General features: G+C 55.6%; 13 protein-coding genes. 8 read left to right on the top strand and 5 right to left on the bottom strand.

Annotated features, from left to right (window positions below):
• Positions 1 to 526: 526 nt before the first annotated feature.
• A complete protein-coding gene (lpdA, locus tag Poly41_RS08675; RefSeq protein WP_146525498.1) occupies positions 527 to 1,918 on the bottom strand; it encodes a dihydrolipoyl dehydrogenase in 1,392 nt (463 codons plus the stop codon).
• 188 nt (positions 1,919 to 2,106) lie between these two features.
• On the opposite strand from lpdA, the gene Poly41_RS08670 reads away from it, so the two are divergent.
• Positions 2,107 to 3,057 (top strand): putative bifunctional lysylphosphatidylglycerol flippase/synthetase, encoded by a 951-nt coding sequence (locus tag Poly41_RS08670; RefSeq protein WP_231615519.1) that lies wholly within the window; start codon positions 2,107 to 2,109, stop codon positions 3,055 to 3,057.
• Positions 3,058 to 3,249: 192 nt separating this feature from the next.
• Here the strand turns inward: Poly41_RS08670 and Poly41_RS08665 are convergent, their stop codons facing one another.
• Entirely contained in the window at positions 3,250 to 5,550 is a 2,301-nt protein-coding gene (locus Poly41_RS08665; protein ID WP_146525496.1) for a glycoside hydrolase family 2 protein, read from the bottom strand.
• A gap of 476 nt (positions 5,551 to 6,026) precedes the next feature.
• On the opposite strand from Poly41_RS08665, the gene Poly41_RS08660 reads away from it, so the two are divergent.
• A complete protein-coding gene (locus Poly41_RS08660) occupies positions 6,027 to 7,481 on the top strand; it encodes an arylsulfatase (RefSeq protein ID WP_146525495.1) in 1,455 nt (484 codons plus the stop codon).
• On the opposite strand, the gene Poly41_RS08655 is transcribed toward Poly41_RS08660, so the two are convergent.
• Together Poly41_RS08655 and Poly41_RS08650 are read right to left on the bottom strand one after the other, a co-directional pair.
• Entirely contained in the window at positions 7,447 to 7,965 is a 519-nt protein-coding gene (locus Poly41_RS08655; protein WP_231615518.1) for a Crp/Fnr family transcriptional regulator, read from the bottom strand. The genes Poly41_RS08660 and Poly41_RS08655 overlap by 35 nt on opposite strands.
• A 251-nt stretch (positions 7,966 to 8,216) precedes the next feature.
• On the bottom strand, positions 8,217 to 9,803 hold the full coding sequence (locus tag Poly41_RS08650; protein WP_146525494.1) for an SHD1 domain-containing protein: 1,587 nt from the start codon (positions 9,801 to 9,803) through the stop codon (positions 8,217 to 8,219).
• 389 nt (positions 9,804 to 10,192) lie between these two features.
• Here Poly41_RS08650 and Poly41_RS08645 point away from each other — a divergent pair, with 389 nt between their 5' ends.
• From Poly41_RS08645 to Poly41_RS08630, 4 genes are all read left to right on the top strand, one after another.
• On the top strand, positions 10,193 to 12,040 hold the full coding sequence (locus Poly41_RS08645) for a sensor histidine kinase (protein WP_146525493.1): 1,848 nt from the start codon (positions 10,193 to 10,195) through the stop codon (positions 12,038 to 12,040).
• 3 nt (positions 12,041 to 12,043) lie between these two features.
• A complete protein-coding gene (rnhA, locus tag Poly41_RS08640; RefSeq protein ID WP_146525492.1) occupies positions 12,044 to 12,508 on the top strand; it encodes a ribonuclease HI in 465 nt (154 codons plus the stop codon).
• Positions 12,509 to 12,683: 175 nt separating this feature from the next.
• Entirely contained in the window at positions 12,684 to 15,272 is a 2,589-nt protein-coding gene (locus tag Poly41_RS08635) for a DNA gyrase subunit B (RefSeq protein ID WP_146525491.1), read from the top strand.
• A gap of 17 nt (positions 15,273 to 15,289) precedes the next feature.
• Complete coding sequence (locus tag Poly41_RS08630) at positions 15,290 to 17,341, top strand: thioredoxin domain-containing protein (RefSeq protein WP_146525490.1); 2,052 nt, start codon at positions 15,290 to 15,292, stop codon at positions 17,339 to 17,341.
• Between the two features lie 16 nt (positions 17,342 to 17,357).
• On the opposite strand, the gene hemB is transcribed toward Poly41_RS08630, so the two are convergent.
• A complete protein-coding gene (gene hemB / locus Poly41_RS08625; protein ID WP_146525489.1) occupies positions 17,358 to 18,362 on the bottom strand; it encodes a porphobilinogen synthase in 1,005 nt (334 codons plus the stop codon).
• A 495-nt stretch (positions 18,363 to 18,857) separates the two neighbouring features.
• On the opposite strand from hemB, the gene Poly41_RS08620 reads away from it, so the two are divergent.
• Positions 18,858 to 20,342, top strand: coding sequence for a family 16 glycoside hydrolase (locus Poly41_RS08620; RefSeq protein WP_231615548.1), 1,485 nt, complete (start codon positions 18,858 to 18,860; stop codon positions 20,340 to 20,342).
• Positions 20,343 to 20,385: 43 nt separating this feature from the next.
• Positions 20,386 to 21,729 (top strand): Gfo/Idh/MocA family protein, encoded by a 1,344-nt coding sequence (locus tag Poly41_RS08615; protein WP_146525487.1) that lies wholly within the window; start codon positions 20,386 to 20,388, stop codon positions 21,727 to 21,729.
• Position 21,730 lies beyond the last annotated feature (1 nt).

The raw sequence follows: 21,730 nt of genomic DNA, 5'->3' as shown, positions 1-21,730 counted from the left end.
GAATCTGACCGCGAGAGCGTTTTCCCCGGGTCCGCTTGCAGCGACCCGGGGCTACCGTCTTTGATGCCTTTGGCATCATTGATGAAATCGACGTCCCTCAGCGTCAGCTAGCAGCGTGCCATTCAAAGAATGGCTAGTGTTCCCTCGACACAAAACGACTTGGACAGTCGGACAACAGTCAAGACACGCAAGTTATTTATCGCACGTCCCGCGCGGTCAGGAGTGGTTGGAGATCTAAACACTGCAGTCGTCACGACTAAAAACTGCACAACATCAGAGCGGGGGGCAAAGGGATCCAGTGAGGATGGGTGCCGAGGGGCGTGCACCTCCTTCCAACGAGAATTCCTGTGGGCGATTGTATCGCCGTTTGGGTAGACCCGGATTCCAGAATTCGATTTGCCTGAGTGAGGTTGTTTTCCAAAGCGTTTCGATGTCCTCGTCGCCTGCTGTCATTTCAACAAGCAGATCTTCGCTGTCGAAAAAATGCACCCAACGTCGAATCTCGATCGATCATCCTATGGCCACTCTACACGGTGTGAATCGCACGCCCGTCAACCGCCAATGCTGCCTCATGGACAACTTCGGCAAGCGTTGGATGTGCGTGACAGGTACGAGCGATGTCTTCGCTGCTCGCCCCAAACTCCATTGCGGTGGCGGCTTCGGCAATCAGATCGCCCGCGCGTGCGCCGATGATGTGAACACCAAGCACACGGTCGGTCTTGGCATCTGCCAAAATTTTGACTCGCCCCTCGATTTCGCCCAGTGTTCGAGCACGGCCGTTTGCACCAAAGGGGCAGACCCCCTTGTTGTACTCGATCCCGGCTTCCTTCAATTGCTCTTCCGTTTTTCCAACCATCGCGATCTCGGGATGCGTGTAGACGATTGCAGGAATCACATCGTAATTCATGTGGGTCTTGATCCCAGACATCTGCTCGACGCAAACAATCCCTTCCTCCATCGCCTTATGTGCCAACATCGCGCCACCGATGCAATCACCAACCGCATAGACACCCTCGACGGCGGTTTCGTAGTTGGCATTGACCGAGATAAACCCCTTCTTGTCCGTCTCAAGTCCGATTGCTTCGAGGCCGATGTCATCGGTTGCAGGACTGCGACCTGTCGACAACAGCACTCGGTCGCATCGAATCGGCTCACCTCCTGTGATCGCAACCATACACTCGTCTCCATCACGAGTCGCGGACTCCACGAACGTACTGGTGCGGATATCGAGTCCCTGTTTCTTGAAAACTCGATGAGCAAGTTGAGCGAATTCGGCATCAATGCCAGGCATGATATGGTCGAGGGCTTCCAAGACAATCACTTCGCTACCGAGGCGGTTCCAAACGCTACTCATCTCCAAGCCGATATAGCCACCACCAATGACGACCAAGCGTTTCGGCACCTCGGGGAACGCAAGCGCCGTGGTACTATTGCCAATCCGGTCGTTGTCTTCTTTGACAAAGCTGAGTGATGCAGGGCGACTGCCAGCGCAGATCAGAATTCGGCCCGCTTGGACCAGCACGTTGTCGGTCCCTTGAACCTGGACCGATTGGCTATCGGTGAACTTCCCGCGACCGCGATAGGGGGTCACGCCTTTCTTCTTAAACAGCATGTCGATCCCACCCGTCAGCGCATCGACAATTTTGTCTTTTCGAGCCATCATCGCGTCGAGATCCAACCCGACCTCCCCAATCTTCAATCCATGACCGGCGAACCGGTGCTTCGCTTCTTCATAGAGATGGCTTGATTCCAACAGCGCCTTGCTGGGGATACAACCGACTCGCAGGCAGGTGCCGCCAAACCGATCATTCTCATCGATGCAAGCGACGTCGATCCCGAGTTGTGCGGCGCGAATCGCTGCAACGTAACCAGCGGGACCCCCACCAAGAATGACTAATTCATGCCGAACGGTTTTCATATCAAATGGAGTGGTTGAGGGAGAGAACCTGGGACGTAGACCTCTCAACAGTGTGCCAAATACCACCCGGGTTCGGCTATGGGGCATTCATCGCGGGGCTTGCCGAAGTTCTGGGAGAGGTGACAATGCACGGCCCTTTCCCTTTGTTCCCAACGCTAGAACCCCTAAGCCGAGCGCCGGTATCCACGTTGTCTAAGAAAAAACTTCGCAAAATCGCTGGCCCAGCACTAGCGACCACGCTGTTCGTGCTTGCGATGAACTTGCTGTGGCGAGAAGCCCACGAGGTGACCTGGGAACAGTTTAAAGCAGGTTTTACGGGAGTTCCCGCAATCTACCTTTGTATCGCGGCGTTTTTGATCGCTTTGAACTATGGGCTGCTGATCACCTACGATCTACTCGCTCTTCGCTACGTTTGCCGATCGTTACCGCTGCGCCGTGTCGCCTTGGTGTCGTTTCTTGGCTTTACACTTGGCAACAATCTCGGCACGTTGATGGCCGGCGCCCCGATCCGGTTTCGGTTTTATACCCGCTGGGGTCTTACCCCCCGGCAAATCGTCGTGCTGATTTCGATCTGTGGCTTGACGTTCTGGAGCGGTTTGTGGCTGCTCGGTGGCACCGTGCTCGTGTTTATTCCGATTGAATTGCCAGCGGAAGTCAATTTACCGTTGGGCACGCGTGCGCTTGGTGCAATCCTGTTGACCTTTTCGGTTGGCTACGCTGCCGTATGTTGGCTGTGGCATAAACCGTGGCCGATCGGAGAATTGCACTTGTGTCCACCAGCACCAGGCTTGATGTCGGTGCAAGCATCGGTCGCCGCAGTCGACTTGTTGATTTCCGCGACGGCCCTCTACCTGGTGCTTCCCATTGAAGCAACCGTTCCGTTCGCGCAAGTCTTAGCCGCCTATCTATGTGCCATTGCAATTTCGCTGCTGACCCAAGTTCCGGGTGGACTTGGTGTGTTGGAAGTGATTTTGGTGACGCTACTCAAGGGGACGGTGGGCGAGTCGGTGCTCGCGTCGGTGTTGATCTTTCGCATCTTGTACTACGTGCTGCCGTTGTTGTTTGGCATGGTCACGTTGGTCGCGCACGAAATCTTCAGCGGAGCGGTTGAGGCCAAAGAAGCAAAGAAGGATCCTTAGCAAGTCCTTGCCCAAAAGCGCAAGGCGGCACAGGTTGCAATGCGAAAGCCTCATTTTGGATTGCTTTCGCATCCAGCAGGCCTGGCTTTTGCATCCAGCAGGCCTGGGCCGCGGCTTGCCGCAACCCAGGCCTCTCAGCGAGTGGGCACCAGCGACCCGGGACGAAAACGCTCCCGCGCCATGGGGGATCGGTTACTCCACCAATCCTGCGTGAATGGGACGGAGTTTCTTGGCCGGGATCTTGATCTTTTTGCGGTCGTAACTCATGAGCCCATTGATTTCGCCTTCCACATCGGTCGTCTGCGTGTAGACGCCTGCGGCGATACCCTTGGCTTTTAGCTCCTGCAAACGACGCATCGATTCGACGTATCGATCCTTGTACTCTTGCATCGTTTTGGGCAAACCACCGTACCCCCAGTTCCGACGGCCAGCATCCCACAAGTGCCCTTTGACGGGAAAGCCATGACCGCCAAATTCGCCAACCACTTTGACGTAGTCGTTGAAACGCGACTGATCAAGCGGGAAATCGGGATGGGGGTAGGCGTGATGGTCCGCGACATCGCCCACCGGCCAAAAGTTCCCGCCGCTGGCAACATTCACCAACCGTGACGGATCGCGCCGACTGATCCAACGGCCGACTTCCACGGTTCGGTGCTGCCCCCATGCTTCGTTGAAGGGAACCCAAATGACAATCGAGGGATGGTTTTCGAGAGAATCGATCATGCGTTCGAGTTCTAACATGTATTGGGCATGGTTCACCGCCGTCCAATCCGCATCGACGGGGTCCGGCTTCATGCGGGTCCAAGGCGGCGAAACGCCGCCACTGGGTTGATCTTGCCAAACCAACATCCCAAGCCGGTCGCAGTGATAGTAGAATCTTCGCGGTTCGACCTTGATGTGCTTGCGAATCATGTTGAATCCCGCTTCCTTCAAGTATTCAATGTCAAACAACATCGCTTCGTCCGAAGGCGGCGTCAGCAATCCATCGGGCCACCAACCTTGGTCGAGCGGTCCGAGATGGAAAATCGTTTCTCCATTCAAAGTAAACCGCAGGTTCCCGTTTTCATCCGTCGTTTTTCCGACCGTTCGAATACCGACGTACGAATCGATTTCGTCGATCACGGAACCCTGAGCATCCACAATCGCCACCTTCATTTGATAGAGGTGCGGCGACGACGGCGACCAGAGTTTCGGCGATTCGATGTCAGCGGCAACGAAGTCGTCGCTGTTCTGCGTGCCAACAAAGACCACTTTTTCGCCATCCAGGATCGTTACCCGAAGCTGTTCACCGCGAACATGCTCGCCGGCAAGATCGACATCCATTCTCACCGTTGCCTTGCTGTGATCCTCATTCAGTTCGGTTCGAACCGTCGTATCCTCGATGTGCCGCGCGGACACCGGTTCAAGCCAAACCGTTTGCCAAATGCCAGAAACTTGGGTGTACCAAATGCCGCGTGCTTCGAGAACCTGCTTGCCGCGCAGTTGCGATCCCTCGGTAGCGTCTTCGACGCGGACGACCAAGTCATTTTCACCCGCTTGCAGTGCGTCGGTGATATCAAACGAAAACGGGTTATTGCCACCCACGTTCTCGCCAACAAGCTGCCCGTTGACCAACACCTTCGAGGAGTAATCAACCGCTTCAAAATGAAGCAACAAACGTTCGCCTGCCTTTGTATCGGCTGAAAATTTGCGGTGGTACCAAACCGCTTCGCTTTCATCAAGCAAACGTTGAACACCCGAAAGCTTCGATTCCAGTCCGAAGGGAACCAAGATCTTGCCATCCCAGTTCTCTGGGGTTTCAGCTCGCTCGATGTCCGTAATGGCGTAGTTCCAATTTCCATTCAGATTCTGCCACTGCTCGCGAGCCATCATCGGCCGCGGATACTCGGTCCAGGCGTTTTCAGCGGTCAATGCCTCGCCCCACTTCGTGATCAACTCGGATTGGAACGGAGTGGTCGGTCGTTTGGCTCGAGGCAGTTTGGGAATCGTGTTGGCATCGATGACGTGAACGTCGATGAATTGGCCACCGCTGGTTTGATGACAATGAACGGCCAACGCGTTTCGGCCTGCTTTCAAAGCCTTGCTCTCTTCCTCAGCCAACTTGAAAACACGGTATTCACCAATGTAGCCCGTCACGGCCAGCACCTTTTCACCGTTGATGAACACTTCCGCATCTTCGTCATGCGCAACGTACAAGGCCGGATCCGCCGGAACCGATTCCAGTTGGATCGATTTTCGGAGCCAGATGTCGTTGGTCGTCCATTCGGTTGAAACCCGTGCCCCGGGAGTCGAGCGAGTCCCAAATCCGCCAAAACCTTCCGACCATTCCGAGTCGTCGAAGTCGGGTTGTTCCCAGCCATCCGCTGGCGCGTCAAGCGTGTACTTCCATCGGGTCGGCGTGATCTTTCCGCCGGTCTCTGCACCACAAGGCGAGGCTGCCAGAGTGGTCACGATCGCCAGTGCGGCCAGCGTCAAACGGGGACCTTCAAACATCCCAAATATTGCCCGGGAGCGAGGCCGGAATTGCTTCAATACAGACAAAGGTACGTTTCCTTCAAGAAAGTGAGGGTGGTGGGAGAGCCAACGCCAGTGGCAAGACGCCAAAATATCTCAATTTACAGCGAGGCCCGAGGGAATTGATTCTCGCATCATGTTACAGACAAGCCGACGGCGCCACCATTGGCCAAGCTGAATTCCATCAAAATTTTCATGATTTGCCGTTTCAACGCTTGTAACCATACCACCCTGCTTTTTTGATTGCGTTAAATGAGGCATACATCCAGGATGCGTCCGGCGCGGTAAATAACACAATACACACAGAGTGAGCAACCAGCAAAGCTGGGGGAGGGCCAATCTCGTTATCTCCGCGGGGATAGCAGCCGGATTCGGAACACCGTCGGTAAAAAAAAGGGCTACAATGCCCGAGAGATCCTCAATTGTTTCTCGTGCAGCCGGGTGCTTCCGCCGATATGTCCTCTCTACCTCAAACCTTTTTCTGTCTGCTCGCCGTTTTTCCGCTCGCGACCCACGCCAGCGACGCGAAGCCTAACTTGATCTTTGTGCTTTCCGACGACGTGGCGCAAGGCGACTTGGGGTGTTACGGACAGGAGTTGATTGCGACCCCCAACCTTGACCGCATGGCCGAGCAGGGAACGCGATACCTTTCGGCGTATTCGGGGACAAGCGTTTGTGCGCCGAGCCGTTCCTCGTTAATGACAGGGTTGCATTGTGGGCATTGCCCCGTGCGAGGAAATTACGAGGTCCCACCCGAGGGCCAGCTACCGTTACCGGCCGAGACGACCACGGTTGCCGAAGTGCTCCAATCGGCTGGCTACTCTACGGCGTGCTGCGGCAAATGGGGAATGGGCTTCTTTGACACCTCAGGCAGCCCCATGAAAAAGGGATTCGATCATTTCTTTGGCTACAACTGCCAGCGCGAAGCTCACTCCTATTTCCCTCGCTACCTGTACAACAACGACAAAAAGATCTGGCTCGAGGGTAACAATGGCGTCGATGTGGGTGAAACGTATTCGCAAGCCTTGATTCAAAAGGATGCGATGGATTGGATTCGCGAGCATGACTCGGGGCCCTTCTTCTTGTTTTACGCGGTCACCCTGCCGCATGGGCGACATGAGATTGATTCACTTGGCGAGTATAAAGACAAACCTTGGCCGGCAAGACAAAAGGCCTACGCGGCTCAGATCACTCGCCTTGACCGTGACATGGGCGAGTTGCTCGATACGTTGAACGATCGAGGAATCGCCGAAAAGACTCTCGTCATTTTCAGTGGCGACAATGGATCGTCATTCGAGCCGGACAGCGAGATGGGCGTGTTGTTCAAGCAGGCCAGCAATGGACTCCGCGGCTACAAACGTGGCCTCTACGAAGGGGCCCTTCGGCAAGCGGCGATCACGTGGTGGCCCGGCACCGTCCCGGCGGGACGCGTGACTGATCAGCCGTGGGCTTTCTGGGATTTCTTACCGACCGCCGCCGAACTGGCCAACGTCGAGCTCGACAACCGGACCACCACCGACGGTCAATCGATCGTCGAATTTCTGAAAGGTGGCAATGCCCCTCAGCGCGATTACTTTTACTGGGAATTGCATGAGAATCAACCGATCCAGGCGTGCCGTTTCGGTGATTGGAAAGCCGTGAAGCATGGTTCTCATTCCGCGATCGAACTCTACGATTTGCGATCCGATGTGGCGGAAACGCGGGACATAGCGAAGGAGCATCCGCAGCAAGAGGAGCAGGCCAAGAGGATTATGGCATCCGCTCATCAATCCGACCCCAATTGGCCACTGACAGGGAAGCCTGAGATTCGCATTCAAACCGAAAAAGCCGCTTGGCAAGCCACGAAACTGCGAAACCAGAATGCAACTCGCCCGATCAAGTCGCAACCCGCGACTCAATCGCCATCGTAGGATCCTGTTGAAGTTGGAACAAACATTCATCAGCGGCTCGCAATCGGCGGCTCACTTCACGCCCGAGATTCATCATGATCATCGCATATTGCTCGAGATCATGCTGAAAAAGCGAACGCAGTGATTTACTGGGTACTTCGATCGCTTGACAGCTCGATTCGGCAATCACCGATGCCGAACGTTTTTGAAAATCAATCAAGGACATTTCGCCAAAGCAATCACCGCCGGCCAAGCGGCCGAGAACGATCGGCGTACCTTTCCACGATCTTTGGATCAGGACCGTCCCAATTTCAATGACAAACAAGGAATCCCCAGGCTCGCCTTCCCGGAAAAAATAGTCGTTGGCCTCCAACACCCATTCACGAGAGTGAAAGAGGATCAATTCAATCGATTCGTTCTGTAGTCCACCAAATGCGGGCATCCGCCGCAGCAGATCGGTTTGTTCTTTCCGCATAAAGATCCCTGTTTCGAAAAGGTGATGCAAAGGCCGTATCCCTCACCATTTTCTGACGCTGAGCTGGCCAATCAAGTGCGTCCAAAAAATGGGCGATTGCAGAGCGCGTCCTGTTCGAGGGTCGCGCTGCCCCGCGTCACCAGCCCCCAACGGCGACCCTCTCGAATTGTACTGCGACTATCCCCTCAAAAACGGGAATTCTTGAAAGTGCACGAAAAACCGAGCGAGCATTTTCTGAAATACTCGCTCGGTCATCTGATTTTTCGTGTCAGGGCCGTCGACTAACGGCTGGTCAACATCGCCACACGCGAAGCCTCGATCTGCTTTTCAATCGAAGCGACGTAAGCACTGTCGGCGCTGCACATCCGGGAATAGGGAACCGTGCAGGTCTTGCCATTCGCCTTCAGCAAACGGATGTGGCCCAAATTGATCTCGACCAAGCGACCCTGCGTACGATAGCTGCCGGTATCGTCGATCCAAACCCGCGAGCGAGTGTTTGAGAGCGACTTCATCGCAGGAACGCTCTTCTCCGAAACGACCAATTGGTGGTGTCCTTTCTGCGTCTCGTTGCTACCAAACAAATCGTCAATGGTCATCCGGGATTCGGAGGGCTCACTTGCTTCGGCGGCGGGCTCCGGCATGCCAAACAGATCGTCCGCTGGAGCGGCTGCTTCTTCGCTGGGCGCTTCGACCGGGGGTTCCCCAAACAAGTCGTCCAACGCCGGAGTTGCGGGTGCTTCGTCGGCGGGTGGTGTACCGAACAGGTCGTCGGTGGCCGATTCAAGGTCCGCTTCGGGTGTTTCCTCCGTTTGACCGCCGAACAAGTCGTCGACTGCATCCGCGGCGGGCTCTTCAGCATCCATCGGAGCCTCACCAAACAAATCGTCGGGGGCGGCTTCAGCGGCCTCCGCAGCATCGTCTTCGACACCAAACAGATCGTCCACCGCAGGTTCCTCCGCTGCGGGTGCCTCCGCTGCGGGTGGCTCACCAAACAGATCGTCTTCGACTGCGGGAGCTTCCTCAGCCGGTGCTTCCGTTGCGGGCGACTCGCCAAAAAGGTCATCTGCTTCCATCGCTGGCTCTTCCACGGTCGCATCGGCAGCATCGCTCGAGCCAAACAGATCTTCCATCACTGGCTCTTCAGCGGCCGGCTCTTCAGCGGCCGGCTCTTCGATAGCTGGCTCTTCGATAGCTGGCTCTTCCACGACCGCTTCCTCGACAACCGCTTCCTCCATCACGGCTTCTTCCGCAACCGCTTCTTCGACAACCGCTTCCTCCATCACGGCTTCTTCCGCAACCGCTTCTTCGACAACCGCTTCTTCCGCGGCAGTTGCAGCCGCTTCCGAGGCCTCGGTTTCCGGAGTCAGGGGAACGTCGGACGCCGATGCCCCGACGGCACCTTCCTCTTCAACCGCTTGATCGAAAGGGGAATCCGCTTCGACAACGATTTCGCCGGAGTCCAGCGTCTGTTCGAGAACCATGCCACTTTCCATCGCGGCGGCACCGTCGCTCATCAAGGGAGCGTCGTAAATGACGGTTCCTGATTCGACGATTCCCGCATCGACGGCACTGTAATCACAGCATCCGGTCTCCACCGTAACGGCATCATACGAAACGGAGCCTGAGTCGCAGCAATCGTTTACCACGGGTGCGGGACAACAAGTCACGGGCGCGGGGCAGCAAGTCACCGGTGCGGGACAACACGGAACCGGTGCGGGACAAACCGGTTCGGCGGGGCAACATGCCGCCTGGTTTGCACAACGGGCGTGATGCAACAGCCAACCGGCCGATGCGGGGCTAATCCCCAAAAGCAAGATAAGGGAGCTAACGAGACTCCATCGGTAAAATCGTTGGGCCGTGCGGTTCATAGTGGTTTCGTCTCCTCCACAACTCATTCAGTGTGGATCGCATGCGGGGTTTCGGGTGGGCAGCTAAGTCGGCGGTGACTCCCCACGAAACGGGGAAACCGACGACGATTCGATTACCGCTCTATGCTAGTTATCAAAAAAACGACAAGCAAGAAGCGAAAACTGGTTAAATTGAGGTACTTGGGTATTAAGTTCCCTTTACAGGGGTCATGCAGATACATTTGTTCACACTTAAAAAACTCGGGTGCCGCTAGACGGAACAATTCGTCACACTCTTGACGGACCGCTCAACCGAGAGCTTCCGACCGTTTGCCAAACAACCGGTCGAACACGCCCCTTCCTGCAAATGTCGCCCTCTCAAACGCAGTTAACCCTGATTCAGTAGATTTATGTTTCGCTTCATCAAAGGCGTTTTCGCATCCATGAGCCTAGAGCGGAAGTGTCTGCTCTTTTTCGGTTCTGCGATTCTCGTTTTGATGTGTGCTGCGTTCTTTGTGGTCCAATTGCTCGCGAAGCGGCTGGTCACCAACACGACGCGCCAACGGGCTCGCGATTACGCCGCAGAAGAGCTTTACATCATCCATAGCGATGCCAAATGGTCCGCGGAACTGCCGAGCGAAACGGTGACCAGCAACCAAGAGTCGCTCAACGAGCTGCGTGCCGAACTGCTAACGGCGACGATCGACTTCGAGGTGCTGGCACTGCAAGATTCGATGCCGTACGAAAAGCTCCCCACGATCGATCAGCCGGAAACGCCGCACGAGCTTGAGCTGTTGAAGGGACTCGAGCCGCAGTATCGTTCTTGGCTTGCTCGCCAAATCGGCCAAGACCGACCCGATGTGGAGCGTCCGCTTGACTTGGGCGACAACGAGGCGATGAGTCGGATTGGGCTACTCGGAAAGACCGTGTTTGCCGAAGACGGGCCGATCGACGATCGCTATGTTTTCTACTACCCCGTCTTCTTCAAGCCGACTTGTGTTTTGTCTTGCCACCATCCGGTCGGCAGAGAGTTTTCGACCTCGCCCGATGTCGATCCCATGACATTGGCCGAGCAGTATCCGTATCGAGTCTTTCGCATCCGAATGCCCTATCAGGAAACGGCTGACCAGACGGACATGATTCGCGCCATTGTCATTGCCTTAGCGATGGCGATCATTACGGCAACGTTGTACGTACTGCACGCGATTGTCCGGTTCCTTGTGTTGCAACCTCTTTATCACCTGCGTGACGTGAGCGACGCCATTACTCACGGCGACACGAACCAACGTGCGACCATTGACACCGAAGACGAATTCCGAGAACTCGCCGATGCATTCAACCGAATGCTGCGCCACTTGACCGAAACGCAAGACAAGATTCAAGAAGTCAACCGCGAACTCGACGCGCGGGTGGACCAATTCGCTCAATTGAACTTGCAGCTTTACGAAGCCAACCGTTTGAAGAGCGACTTCTTGGCCAACATGAGTCACGAGTTACGAACGCCACTGAACAGCATCATCGGCTTCTCCGAGGTGCTTTCCGGGATCGACTCACTCAACGACAAACAGAGGCGATACGCGTCAAACATCCAAAAAAGCGGGCGTTTGTTGCTTGAAATGATCAACGACATCTTAGATTTGGCCAAAGTGGAAGCCGGAAAAATGGAGCTACGGCGGAGCGAGTTTGACGTGGGGCGACTGGTTTCCGCCCAATGCGATATGATCCATTCGCTGTCGGAAGAGAAGAACATTTCGTTGTCAGTGGAAACGGCTGAGGATTTACCAAAGTCCTACCAGGACCAAAACAAGCTGGGTCAGATCATCAATAACCTGCTTAGCAACGCGATCAAATTTACACCTGAGGGTGGCATGATTACCGTCCGCGTGGAAGACGCAGGCGAGGGTCGATTTCGTTTGTCGGTCAAAGACACGGGAGTTGGCATCGCCGAGGAGGATCAACCGATTATCTTCCAGAAGTTCCGGCAGAGCCAGAAGGTGTTGAACAACGAGGGATTGACCCGCGAATTCGCAGGCACGGGACTGGGGCTTTCGATTGTCAAGGAACTTGCAAAGCTGCTTGGTGGCGAGGTGGACTTTGAAAGCGAGCTGGGGCGCGGCAGCACGTTTTGGGTGACACTCCCATGGCGGCTAAGCGATCGGGCCGCAGCAGAATTGCCTCTGGGTTCACCCACCGTTGCAGGAGCGTCACCGGCGGAACTCGAGTCACTCAACCCATCAAAGGAAACGGCAACAGGATAACGAATGAAGAAGGTCGATCTCTATACCGACGGAGCATGCAGTGGAAATCCGGGCCCAGGTGGTTGGGCATTTATTCTGCGATGCAGCAAAACCGAGAAGGAACTCGAACGTAGCGATGGTGACCCCGATACCACCAACAACAAGATGGAGTTGACTGCGGTGATCCGAGGCCTCGAAGCGCTCCGAGAGCCTTGCGAAGTGACGCTGCACGCCGACAGCACCTATGTTGGCCAAGGGATCACCAGTTGGATGGCGGGCTGGAAACGCCGTGGCTGGAAACGCAAAGACGGTTCAAAGTTGGTCCCGATCAAGAACGAGGAGCTTTGGCGATCGCTCGATCAGTTGATGCAAACTCACTCGATCCTCTTCAATCATGTCAAAGGCCACGACGGCCATCTCGAGAACGAGCGCTGTGACCAATTGGCAGTGCAGGCGTACCAAAAATACCTCTCACGCCGCGCTCAATAGGTGTCGGACGCGGCGAGCTGCAGCGGCGAGTTCAAGCTCTCGGAAGGCCGTTTTTCGGCATTTGACCTCCCATCGCGGAAACGGCCTAAGAAGGGTACAATTTCTGCTTCTCAAAACGTCGATTTTTCGGCGTTTTTTCCTGTGTTAGTCACTGCGATGTTCACTCGGATTTTTCATGAGCGACGATACCCCTTCGGATCCCGATTTCAAGCACGTCACGGATGCTGGCGAAACGCCCGACGCATCAGCTAGCGCGGACGCACCCGTCGTGGCAGCGAAGCCCCGACTGAGTGCGAATGCAGAATACACCGATAAAGATCTGCAACACCTTTCGGACCTCGAACACGTTCGTGAACGTCCAGGGATGTACATTGGCGATACGGCGAACCGAGGGCTGCACCATTTGGTCTACGAGGTGGTCGACAATTCGATTGACGAGGCCATGGCCAAGTTTGCCAACACCGTTTCGGTCACCGTCCATACCGACGGCAGCGTGACGGTGGAAGATGATGGACGTGGAATCCCCGTCACGCGTCATGACCAACTCTCCGAAGAGCTTGATCGTGAAGTCAGCACGCTCGAAGGCGTCATGACCGTCTTGAAATTTGGCGGCAAGTTTGAGAAGGGAGCCTACCAAACCTCTGGCGGCCTTCATGGGGTTGGCGTGACGGTGGTGAACTTCCTCAGCCAATGGGCCGAAGTCGAGGTCAGCCGCGACGGGTTCACTTGGACGCAAGAATACGAACGGGGCGTGCCCACGGGACCGGTCGTCAAAGGGCGCGCGACCAAACGCACCGGAACCAAAACGACGTTTAAGGCTGACAGCCGTATCTTTAGCGTCACCAAGTACAGTTTCGACATGCTCAACAAGCGGTTGCAGGAGTTAGCGTTTCTGAACAGCGGCGTCCACATCAAGTTTCACGATGAGCGCAATGGCGAGGGGGGGGATTTCAAGTACGAACGTGGGATCGTTGAATTTGTCGAACACCTCAACCGCGCTAGCGATGTGCTGCACAGCGATGTGATCCAACTTATCGGCGAGAAAGACGGAACGGAATATGAGATCGCGTTGCAATACAGCACCGAGTTCACGGAGAATGTTCAATCGTATGTCAACAACATTCACACGATTGAAGGGGGAACGCATGTCTCGGGGTTCCGGTCGGCGCTGACACGAACACTGAATACTTACGGAAAGAAAGAGAATCTTTTCAAAGGATCTACCATCCCAGGAGGGGATGATTTTCGTGAAGGGATCACGGCGGTCATTAGCGTGCGGGTTCCTCATCCACAATTCGAAGGGCAAACGAAAACGAAGCTCGGCAACAGTGAGGTCGAAGGGATCATTAACACGGGCGTTGGTGAGCAGTTGGCAAAGTACATGGAAGAGAACCCGCGAATTGCCAAGACGATCGTCCGCAAGGGGTTGTTGGCTGCCGAGGCTCGCGAAGCCGCCCGCAAAGCAAAAGACCTGTTGCGCAAACGTAAAGACGCGCTCGGTGGTGGTGGATTGCCTGGAAAGCTACGAGATTGCATCAGCAAAAACATGGAGGAGTGCGAGGTCTACCTGGTCGAAGGTGACTCGGCCGGCGGATCGGCCGAAGGAGGCCGAATGCGAGAATTCCAAGCGATCTTGCCGCTGCGTGGAAAGATCATCAACGCTTACAAGAGCCGCGAAGACAAGGTGCTTGCCAACGAAGAGGTTCAATCGATGATCCAAGCGATCGGAACCGGCATCGGCGCCGATCAGGATTTGACCAAACGTCGCTATAACAAAGTTATCATCATGACGGACGCGGATGTGGACGGAAGCCACATTCGCACGCTGCTGCTCTGTTTCTTCTATCGTCAAATGTACCAATTGGTCGCTGGCGGTCACGTTTATGTGGCACAACCACCGCTGTTTCGCGTCCAGCATGGCAAGTCGCGTTATTACGTGCAAAGCGAAGAGGAGATGAAGGGGCAACTGCTCGAACGCGGTCTCAATGACACCGTGTTTGAGGCCGAAGACGGTCGTCGAGCCGAGGGCGAAACGATGCGTCGACTGTGCACCACGCTCGCCTCGATGGAAGACGCGATCCTCGCGCTCGAACGACGTGGTGTGTCGCTTCGTATCCACGCCGAACGTCTCGATCCGGTCGCCGGGAAGTTGCCTTCGCTGCTGCTGACCTATGAGAACGAAGAACATTGGTTCCACACTCAAGAAGAGGTCGAAACGCTGCTGAATGAAAAGGGTTGGTTGCTTGATAACGAAGAAATTGAAGAAGACGATTCGGTCGAGATCAACGAAGACGACGCCGAAGCGAAGGTGGAACCGGAAAAGCCCGAAGTGATGGCCCATCTGGCCGAGCTTCACGAGGTTCGAACAATCAACAGCGGGTTGAAGGACTTGCAGCCACTCGGTTTTGGACTGGAGGACATCATTCCGATCGAGCGCACCGGAGCAACCACGCCGCGGTTTGAGTTGATTCGAGGCGAGGACATCCGACGCCCTCTCGTGGATCTTCGCGAGCTACTTGCCGAAGTGCGCGCGGCTGGCGAAAAGGGGTTGCAATTGACGCGGTTCAAGGGACTGGGGGAAATGAATGCGGAAGAGCTCCGCGAAACCACGCTGGACCCAGCAAACCGGACACTGGTGAAAGTCAACTTGACCGATGTCGGTGCGGCGGACGAGATGTTCCGTCTGCTGATGGGCGACAAAGTAGAACCACGTCGTGAATTCATCGAGAAGCACGCGCTCGACGTCCGAAACCTGGATGTGTAGCTTCCGCGGGTAGCATCATGAATCTTCTTTCCAACTCACTCAGCCCCTATCTGCTCCAGCATAAGGATAATCCAGTCGATTGGTATCCATGGGGCGAGGAAGCGTTCGAGAAAGCACGCGAAACCGACCGCCCCATCTTTCTATCGGTCGGTTACGCCGCCTGCCATTGGTGTCATGTGATGGAGCACGAGAGTTTCGAGGACGAATCGATCGCCCGATTTCTCAACGAAAACTTCGTCTCCATCAAAGTCGATCGCGAGGAGCGACCGGACATCGATCAGATCTACATGAACGCCGTCCAGTTGATGACCGGGCGGGGCGGTTGGCCGATGAGTGTCTTTCTGGATCATGACCGGAAACCGTTCTATGCAGGGACCTATTGGCCTGCGACGCCGCGAGGGGGTATGCCAGGCTTCACCAATGTTCTCGATGCGCTCGCTGACGCTTGGAAGAACCGACGGGAAGAAGTCGAGGATCACGCGGGTAAGATCACCGACTCGCTGCATCAGCTCGCAAGCGGCACTGCAGAGCCTGCAAGCTCTGTACCTGGGGATTCGATTGTTCAACAGGCAACTTCACGATTGCTGCAAGTCCTTGATCGCAAAGATGGCGGTTTTGGTTCCGCGCCAAAGTTTCCCCACGCAACGGATTTGAACCTGCTGCTTCGCCGAAGTCTGACCACGGAGGACAACGAGCTTGCGGATGCTGCGGAATTGACACTCGACCGGATGGCTGACGGCGGTATCCGCGATCACATCGGCGGTGGGTTTGCCCGCTACAGCGTCGACGGAAAATGGCTGGTCCCCCATTTCGAAAAGATGCTCTACGACAATGCGTTGTTGGCTCAAGTGTACGTAAGAGCGTTCCAAGTTACCGGAAACCAGCGACATGCTGCGGTCGCTCGCGAAGTCCTCGACTATCTTGATCGCGAGATGATCGATCCCTCCGGCGGCTTTCACTGCAGCGAAGATGCGGATAGTGAAGGGGTCGAAGGCAAGTACTACGTTTGGACGCCTGCTGAAGTCAAACAGATACTCGGGGATGACGAGGGAGCGCGGTTCTGCCAAGTTTACGACATCACCGAAGCTGGCAACTTCGAAGGCAATAGCATCGCGAATTTGCCTCGCTCGATCGAGAGCTGGGCAGTGCAGTGGTCGATGCCTGATCTTGCGGAACAATTGGCGGGGCAGCGAGAGAAACTGCGGGTGATTCGTGATAGCCGAATCCACCCCGGGCGCGACGACAAGATTCTGACAGCCTGGAACTCGTTGGCAATTTCCGCGTTTGCGGTTGCCGGTGGCGTCTTGGATTGCCCTCGCTATATCGAGATCGCTCGACGCGCGATGAAGTTCACGCTCGGCAACATGATGACCGACGACGGCCGATTGAAGCATGCATTCCGCCAGGGACAATCACATCTCGCAGGCTACGTCGATGACTATGCCTTTACGATCGAGGCTCTTCTTTCGCTGTTCGAAGTCACCGGTCAAGCTCGCTGCGTTGCGCGAGCGGTCAAGCTTGCGGAACGGATGATCGAGCACTTTGAAGACAAAGATGCGGGTGGTTTTTTCTACACCGCAGATGATTCGGAAACGCTGATCACGCGTACCAAGGATTGGCATGACGGCAGCCTAGTCAGTGGCAATGCGTCGGCTGTGATGAGCCTATTGAAATTATCGCGACTCGGTGATCGGGACGATTTCCGTGATGCTGCTGAGCGCACACTAAGGATGGCCTCGGACATTTTGGAATCGCAATCGGCTGCCTGCGCAGGATTGGTCGCGGCGCTAGACCATTTCCACAACGATTCCGAGCAATTGGTGTTGGCGGTTTCAGACAAGGAAACGATGCAGTCGATGCGTTCATTGCTACTAAGTCGTTTTCGGCCACACACGACGCTTTCCTGGGTCATCGGCGAACCACCCCCATCGGGCCCAATGGTCGCATTGAACCAAAGCCGATATGCCATTGACGGCGAGCCCACGCTGTATCGATGCGAAGATTTCAGCTGTGACGCACCGATGAAATCAATCGAAGTGACAAGCTGGCTCCGCCGCGACGCCCGCTAGCGCACCTGGTCGGACGCTACTCCACCAACCACTGTGCCACCTCTTCGGCAAAGTAGGTCAGGACGCCATCCGCACCGGCTCGCTTGAATCCCAACAAGCTCTCAAGCACAACCCTTTTGCGGTCGAGCCACCCGTTCTGAGCCGCCGCCGACAACATCGCGTACTCACCGCTGACTTGATAAGCGAAAGTCGGAACACCAAAGGTCGCTTTGACGCGATGGACAATGTCCAAGTAGGGCATGCCCGGTTTCACCATGACCGAGTCAGCCCCTTCGGCAAGATCTAACGCAACCTCTTGGATCGCTTCGTCACTCTGTGCTGGATCTTGCTGGTAGGTGCTTTTGCTCGCGGTGCCGAGGTTGCCGGCTGAACCGACGGCATCACGAAACGGTCCATAAAACGCGCTGGCATATTTGGCGGCGTAGGCCATGATCTGGACGTCATGGAATCCGCCATAGTCCAGCGCCTTGCGAATCGCTCCGATCCGTCCATCCATCATGTCGCTCGGCGCGATGATGTCACACCCTGCGGTGGCTTGGACGATGGCTTGTTGACACAACATCTCAATGGTTTCGTCATTCACGACATAGCCGTCACGGACCAACCCATCGTGGCCGTGGCTGCTGTAGGGATCCAAAGCGACATCACAAATCACGCCGAGCGAATCACCGACATGTTTTTTCACGCTGCGAACGGTCCGGCAAACCAAATTGTCCTGATTGAGGGCCTCCGCTGCGTCCTCCGTCTTTAGCTCGATCGGCGTGGCGGGAAACAGTGCGATCGCGGGGATCCCGAGCCGGACAGCCGAGTCAGCCATTCGGGCGATTTGATCGGTCCCGAGCCGATCGACGCCCGGCAGACTTGGTATTGGTTGCCGCCCTTTGCCCTCGAACACAAAGACAGGCCAAATCAGATCACTGACGCACAATCGGTTTTCCGCAACCAATCGCCGGGACCATTCGTGACGCCGCACACGGCGCATCCGTGTGGTGGGATACGGCCCCCTGATACTCTGACTCATTCGTGGATCTCTCATTCGAAGTGTGAATCGGCTTGCCGGCTATCATAGGGCCTAGGGTAGCGGAGCCACAATTGGCGACTCGCCACGCGGTCGCCGATCGTCTAAAAAAACCGGCTCATCCGACGGAAGCGCGCGGAACCCAGACTCGAGGTTTTTTGGAGGTATGGCTCCGGTGTCCAATGATCTCTTAGAAAAGAGTCCCCGACGGTCGGTCGTCCGCCGGGAACCGCTAGCACCCTTGGCGCACCGTCGACCGGGATATCCCTTGTCAAGTTGCACCTCTGCAGAGCTCGACTCCGTTTCTACCGGCAACCGCGACGCAACCAAGCTTCAAAAGCTGATACAATGGTGTGGCGATCACGTGTTGCTTTCGCCATACTGATCGCATCGACCTTGCCTCCCCCTCCCACGTTTCTCACTCGCCTACCGTTCATGCCGAAGTATCTCATGAAACACGATTCCCCGCGGTTTGCCGCCACTTTGCTATTTGTCTTGATGCTCGGAAACACGGTGTTTTCGAAAGAGCCATTGTCCGTGTTGCTAGTCGACGGCCAAAACAATCATGCCTGGCAGCAAACCACACCTGTGATCAAGCAGACGCTCGAGAATTGCGGCAGGTTCAAAGTTGATGTGGTAACGACGCCGCCCAAGGGCGGAGACATGAGTCGCTTTCAGCCGGCGTTTTCCGACTTCGATGTCGTCGTCTCGAACTACAACGGCCAATCATGGAGCCCGGAAACGCGAAAGGCGTTTGAAACCTACATTGCCGACGGTGGCGGATTTGTTTGCGTCCATGCCGCAGACAATTCGTTCTCCGAATGGGTCGCCTACAATCAAATGATTGGGCTCGGCGGTTGGGGCGGACGTAGCGAAAAGGATGGCCCGTATGTCCGCTGGAAGGAAGACCTTCAACGATTTACCCGTGATGATTCTCCGGGAAAAGGTGGATCGCATGGGAAACGAACGCCGTTCATGGTGGTCGTCCGTAACGCCAACCACCCGATCACCCGAGGGTTGCCCGGCTCGTTCATGCAGCATGTCGACGAACTGTACGGCAAACTACGGGGCCCTGCGGAAAACATGAACATTCTGGCAACAGGCTTCAGTGCGACCGAGACTGGAGGCACAGGCGAACACGAGCCTCTCTTGATGACCATTCAATTTGGCAACGGCCGCGTTTTTCATACCACGCTTGGTCATGATGTCGAAGCGATCAAAGGAGTCGCGTTCCAGGTCACGCTACAACGTGGCACCGAATGGGCAGCAACCGGCGAGGTCACCCTTCCCGACGTCGATGAGCAAACGCTGACCCAGGAGCAAGCCGCCGTGAAAGACCCGTCGGATCCCCCCGAGCAAACCAACACCGAGCAAACCAACGACGTGGCCTGGGAAACCACTCCGAACCTCGAGGGCGAAGACTGGGTTTCCATCTATAACGGAACCGACCTCAGTGGTTGGACTCAGAAAAACGGGACGGCAACCTATCGTATTGAAGAGGGAGCCATCGTCGGTAAAACGTCACAAGGGAGTCCCAATTCCTTTTTATGTAGCGACGAATCCTATGGCGACTTCGAACTCACCTTTGAGGTCAAAGTGGATAATGGACTCAACAGTGGCGTGCAATTCCGTTCGGTCAGCACGAAGGAGTTCAAGAACGGCCGCGTGCATGGCCCGCAAGTCGAGATTGAGTCGGCTCCTGGTGAATCGGGGTACTTGTATAGCGAAGGAACGTCGCGTGGATGGATCACGACCGAACAGCCCATCAAGGATGCATTCAAAAATGACCAATGGAATCGCTACATCGTTCGAGCCGTAGGTGATCGCCTGCAAACTTGGGTCAACGGTCAATTGATTGCTGACATTGCTGACCCTGATTCAAGTCAAAAGGGATTCTTCGGTCTGCAAGTTCATGGAATCGGCAACGACCAAGGCCCCTTCGAAGTGCGTTGGAAGGACATTCGTGTCCGTGAACTCAAATAATCCTAATTCCTCTGACTCTCTTACTTCCTTAGCGAACCCAATCATGACTGACAAACATTCGAGTGATTCCTCAGCAAGCCCTCAAACGCAAAACCGTCGGCGATTCATCAAACAATCCGGTGCGGCATCTGCTGCGGTCGCGTCCGCCATGGCGACCACACGTATGATCCGTGGTGATGAACCGCAAGCGGCCACTGCGCCAAAGATCCGGATCGGATTGGTCGGCGCCGGAGGTCGAGGCGCCGGTGCGGTCACGGATTCGTTGGCGATTAACGACAACGTCCAACTCGTCGCGATTGCCGATTTGGAAGCGGCGACGGGAGAATCGCTTCGCAGACGTTTGAAGCGGAACCAGGACTTTGGCGACAAGATCGCGGTCGAAGATACCAGCCTGCATAGCGGCTTGGACGGATACAAACGTGTTCTTGATGACCCCAATGTGGACCTCGTGCTTTTTGCGACACCCCCTGGGTTCCGCCCCAGCTACGTCCTGGAGGCGGTCGAGGCCGGAAAGCACGTCTTTGCGGAAAAACCGACCTGCGTCGATCCGGTCGGGCACAAGGCCTGCATCGAAGCCGATGAGAAGGCGCGAGCCAACAAGACCGCCATTGTTACGGGAACTCAATATCGCCGACAAACCAATTATGTAGAAGCGATCCGTCGAATTCACGAAGGAGCGATCGGCGAGATCATCAGCGGAACCGCTCGCTATTGTTCCAATGGGATTTGGTACAAACAGCGAAAAGAAGGCATGAGTGATATGGAATATCAACTCTACAATTGGATGCACTTCATTTGGCTTTCGGGTGATCAAATCACCGAGCAGGCGGTTCACAACATTGACACCATCAACTGGATCATGGGCGGTCCGCCGGAAACGGCCTATGGTGGCGGTGGACGATTCACCCGCCCCGAAGACAGCGAGATGTGGGACAACGTCGCGGTCGACTATGTCTACCCAGGCAACCGTGTGATCTCCTTCATGTGCCGCCAAATCCCATCCACGCAGGGGGATAACAGCAACGTGATTTACGGCAGTGAGGGAATCGCGACGATAAAGGGCGGAAATAGTGGAGCCTCGATCGTCGATCGTAACGGGAAAACAATTTGGGAAATGCCCGGTGACATCGGAGCCGCCTACAAACAAGAGCACAAGGATTTGGTCGATTCCATTCTCGCCGAAAAACCGATCGTTGAACTTCGCGACACCGCCGACAGTTCTTTGACGGCGGTGCTTGGACGGATGGCCGCCTACACCGGCCAGAAAGTTAGCTGGGATTTCCTCACCAACGAGTCCAAACTGGATTTGTTCCCCAAGGACCTGAACATCAAAGGCCCCGGAGCACCGGTTGGGTTCGCGGTTCCAGGCCAACAGAAGTTGGTGTAGA

Origin of the sequence: Novipirellula artificiosorum (assembly GCF_007860135.1) — a bacterium.
GTDB lineage: Bacteria > Planctomycetota > Planctomycetia > Pirellulales > Pirellulaceae > Novipirellula_A > Novipirellula_A artificiosorum.
This window is presented reverse-complemented; position numbering and strand designations above follow the sequence as displayed.

Coding starts and splice junctions, on each gene's coding strand:
- Poly41_RS08665 (WP_146525496.1), bottom strand. CDS start 5,550: ATGTTTGAAGGTCCCCGTTTGACGCTGGCCGCACTGGCGATCGTGACC.
- Poly41_RS08630 (WP_146525490.1), top strand. CDS start 15,290: ATGAATCTTCTTTCCAACTCACTCAGCCCCTATCTGCTCCAGCATAAG.
- hemB (WP_146525489.1), bottom strand. CDS start 18,362: ATGAGTCAGAGTATCAGGGGGCCGTATCCCACCACACGGATGCGCCGT.
- Poly41_RS08635 (WP_146525491.1), top strand. CDS start 12,684: ATGAGCGACGATACCCCTTCGGATCCCGATTTCAAGCACGTCACGGAT.
- Poly41_RS08645 (WP_146525493.1), top strand. CDS start 10,193: ATGTTTCGCTTCATCAAAGGCGTTTTCGCATCCATGAGCCTAGAGCGG.
- Poly41_RS08615 (WP_146525487.1), top strand. CDS start 20,386: ATGACTGACAAACATTCGAGTGATTCCTCAGCAAGCCCTCAAACGCAA.
- Poly41_RS08650 (WP_146525494.1), bottom strand. CDS start 9,803: ATGAACCGCACGGCCCAACGATTTTACCGATGGAGTCTCGTTAGCTCC.
- Poly41_RS08620 (WP_231615548.1), top strand. CDS start 18,858: ATGCTCGGAAACACGGTGTTTTCGAAAGAGCCATTGTCCGTGTTGCTA.
- rnhA (WP_146525492.1), top strand. CDS start 12,044: ATGAAGAAGGTCGATCTCTATACCGACGGAGCATGCAGTGGAAATCCG.
- lpdA (WP_146525498.1), bottom strand. CDS start 1,918: ATGAAAACCGTTCGGCATGAATTAGTCATTCTTGGTGGGGGTCCCGCT.
- Poly41_RS08660 (WP_146525495.1), top strand. CDS start 6,027: ATGTCCTCTCTACCTCAAACCTTTTTCTGTCTGCTCGCCGTTTTTCCG.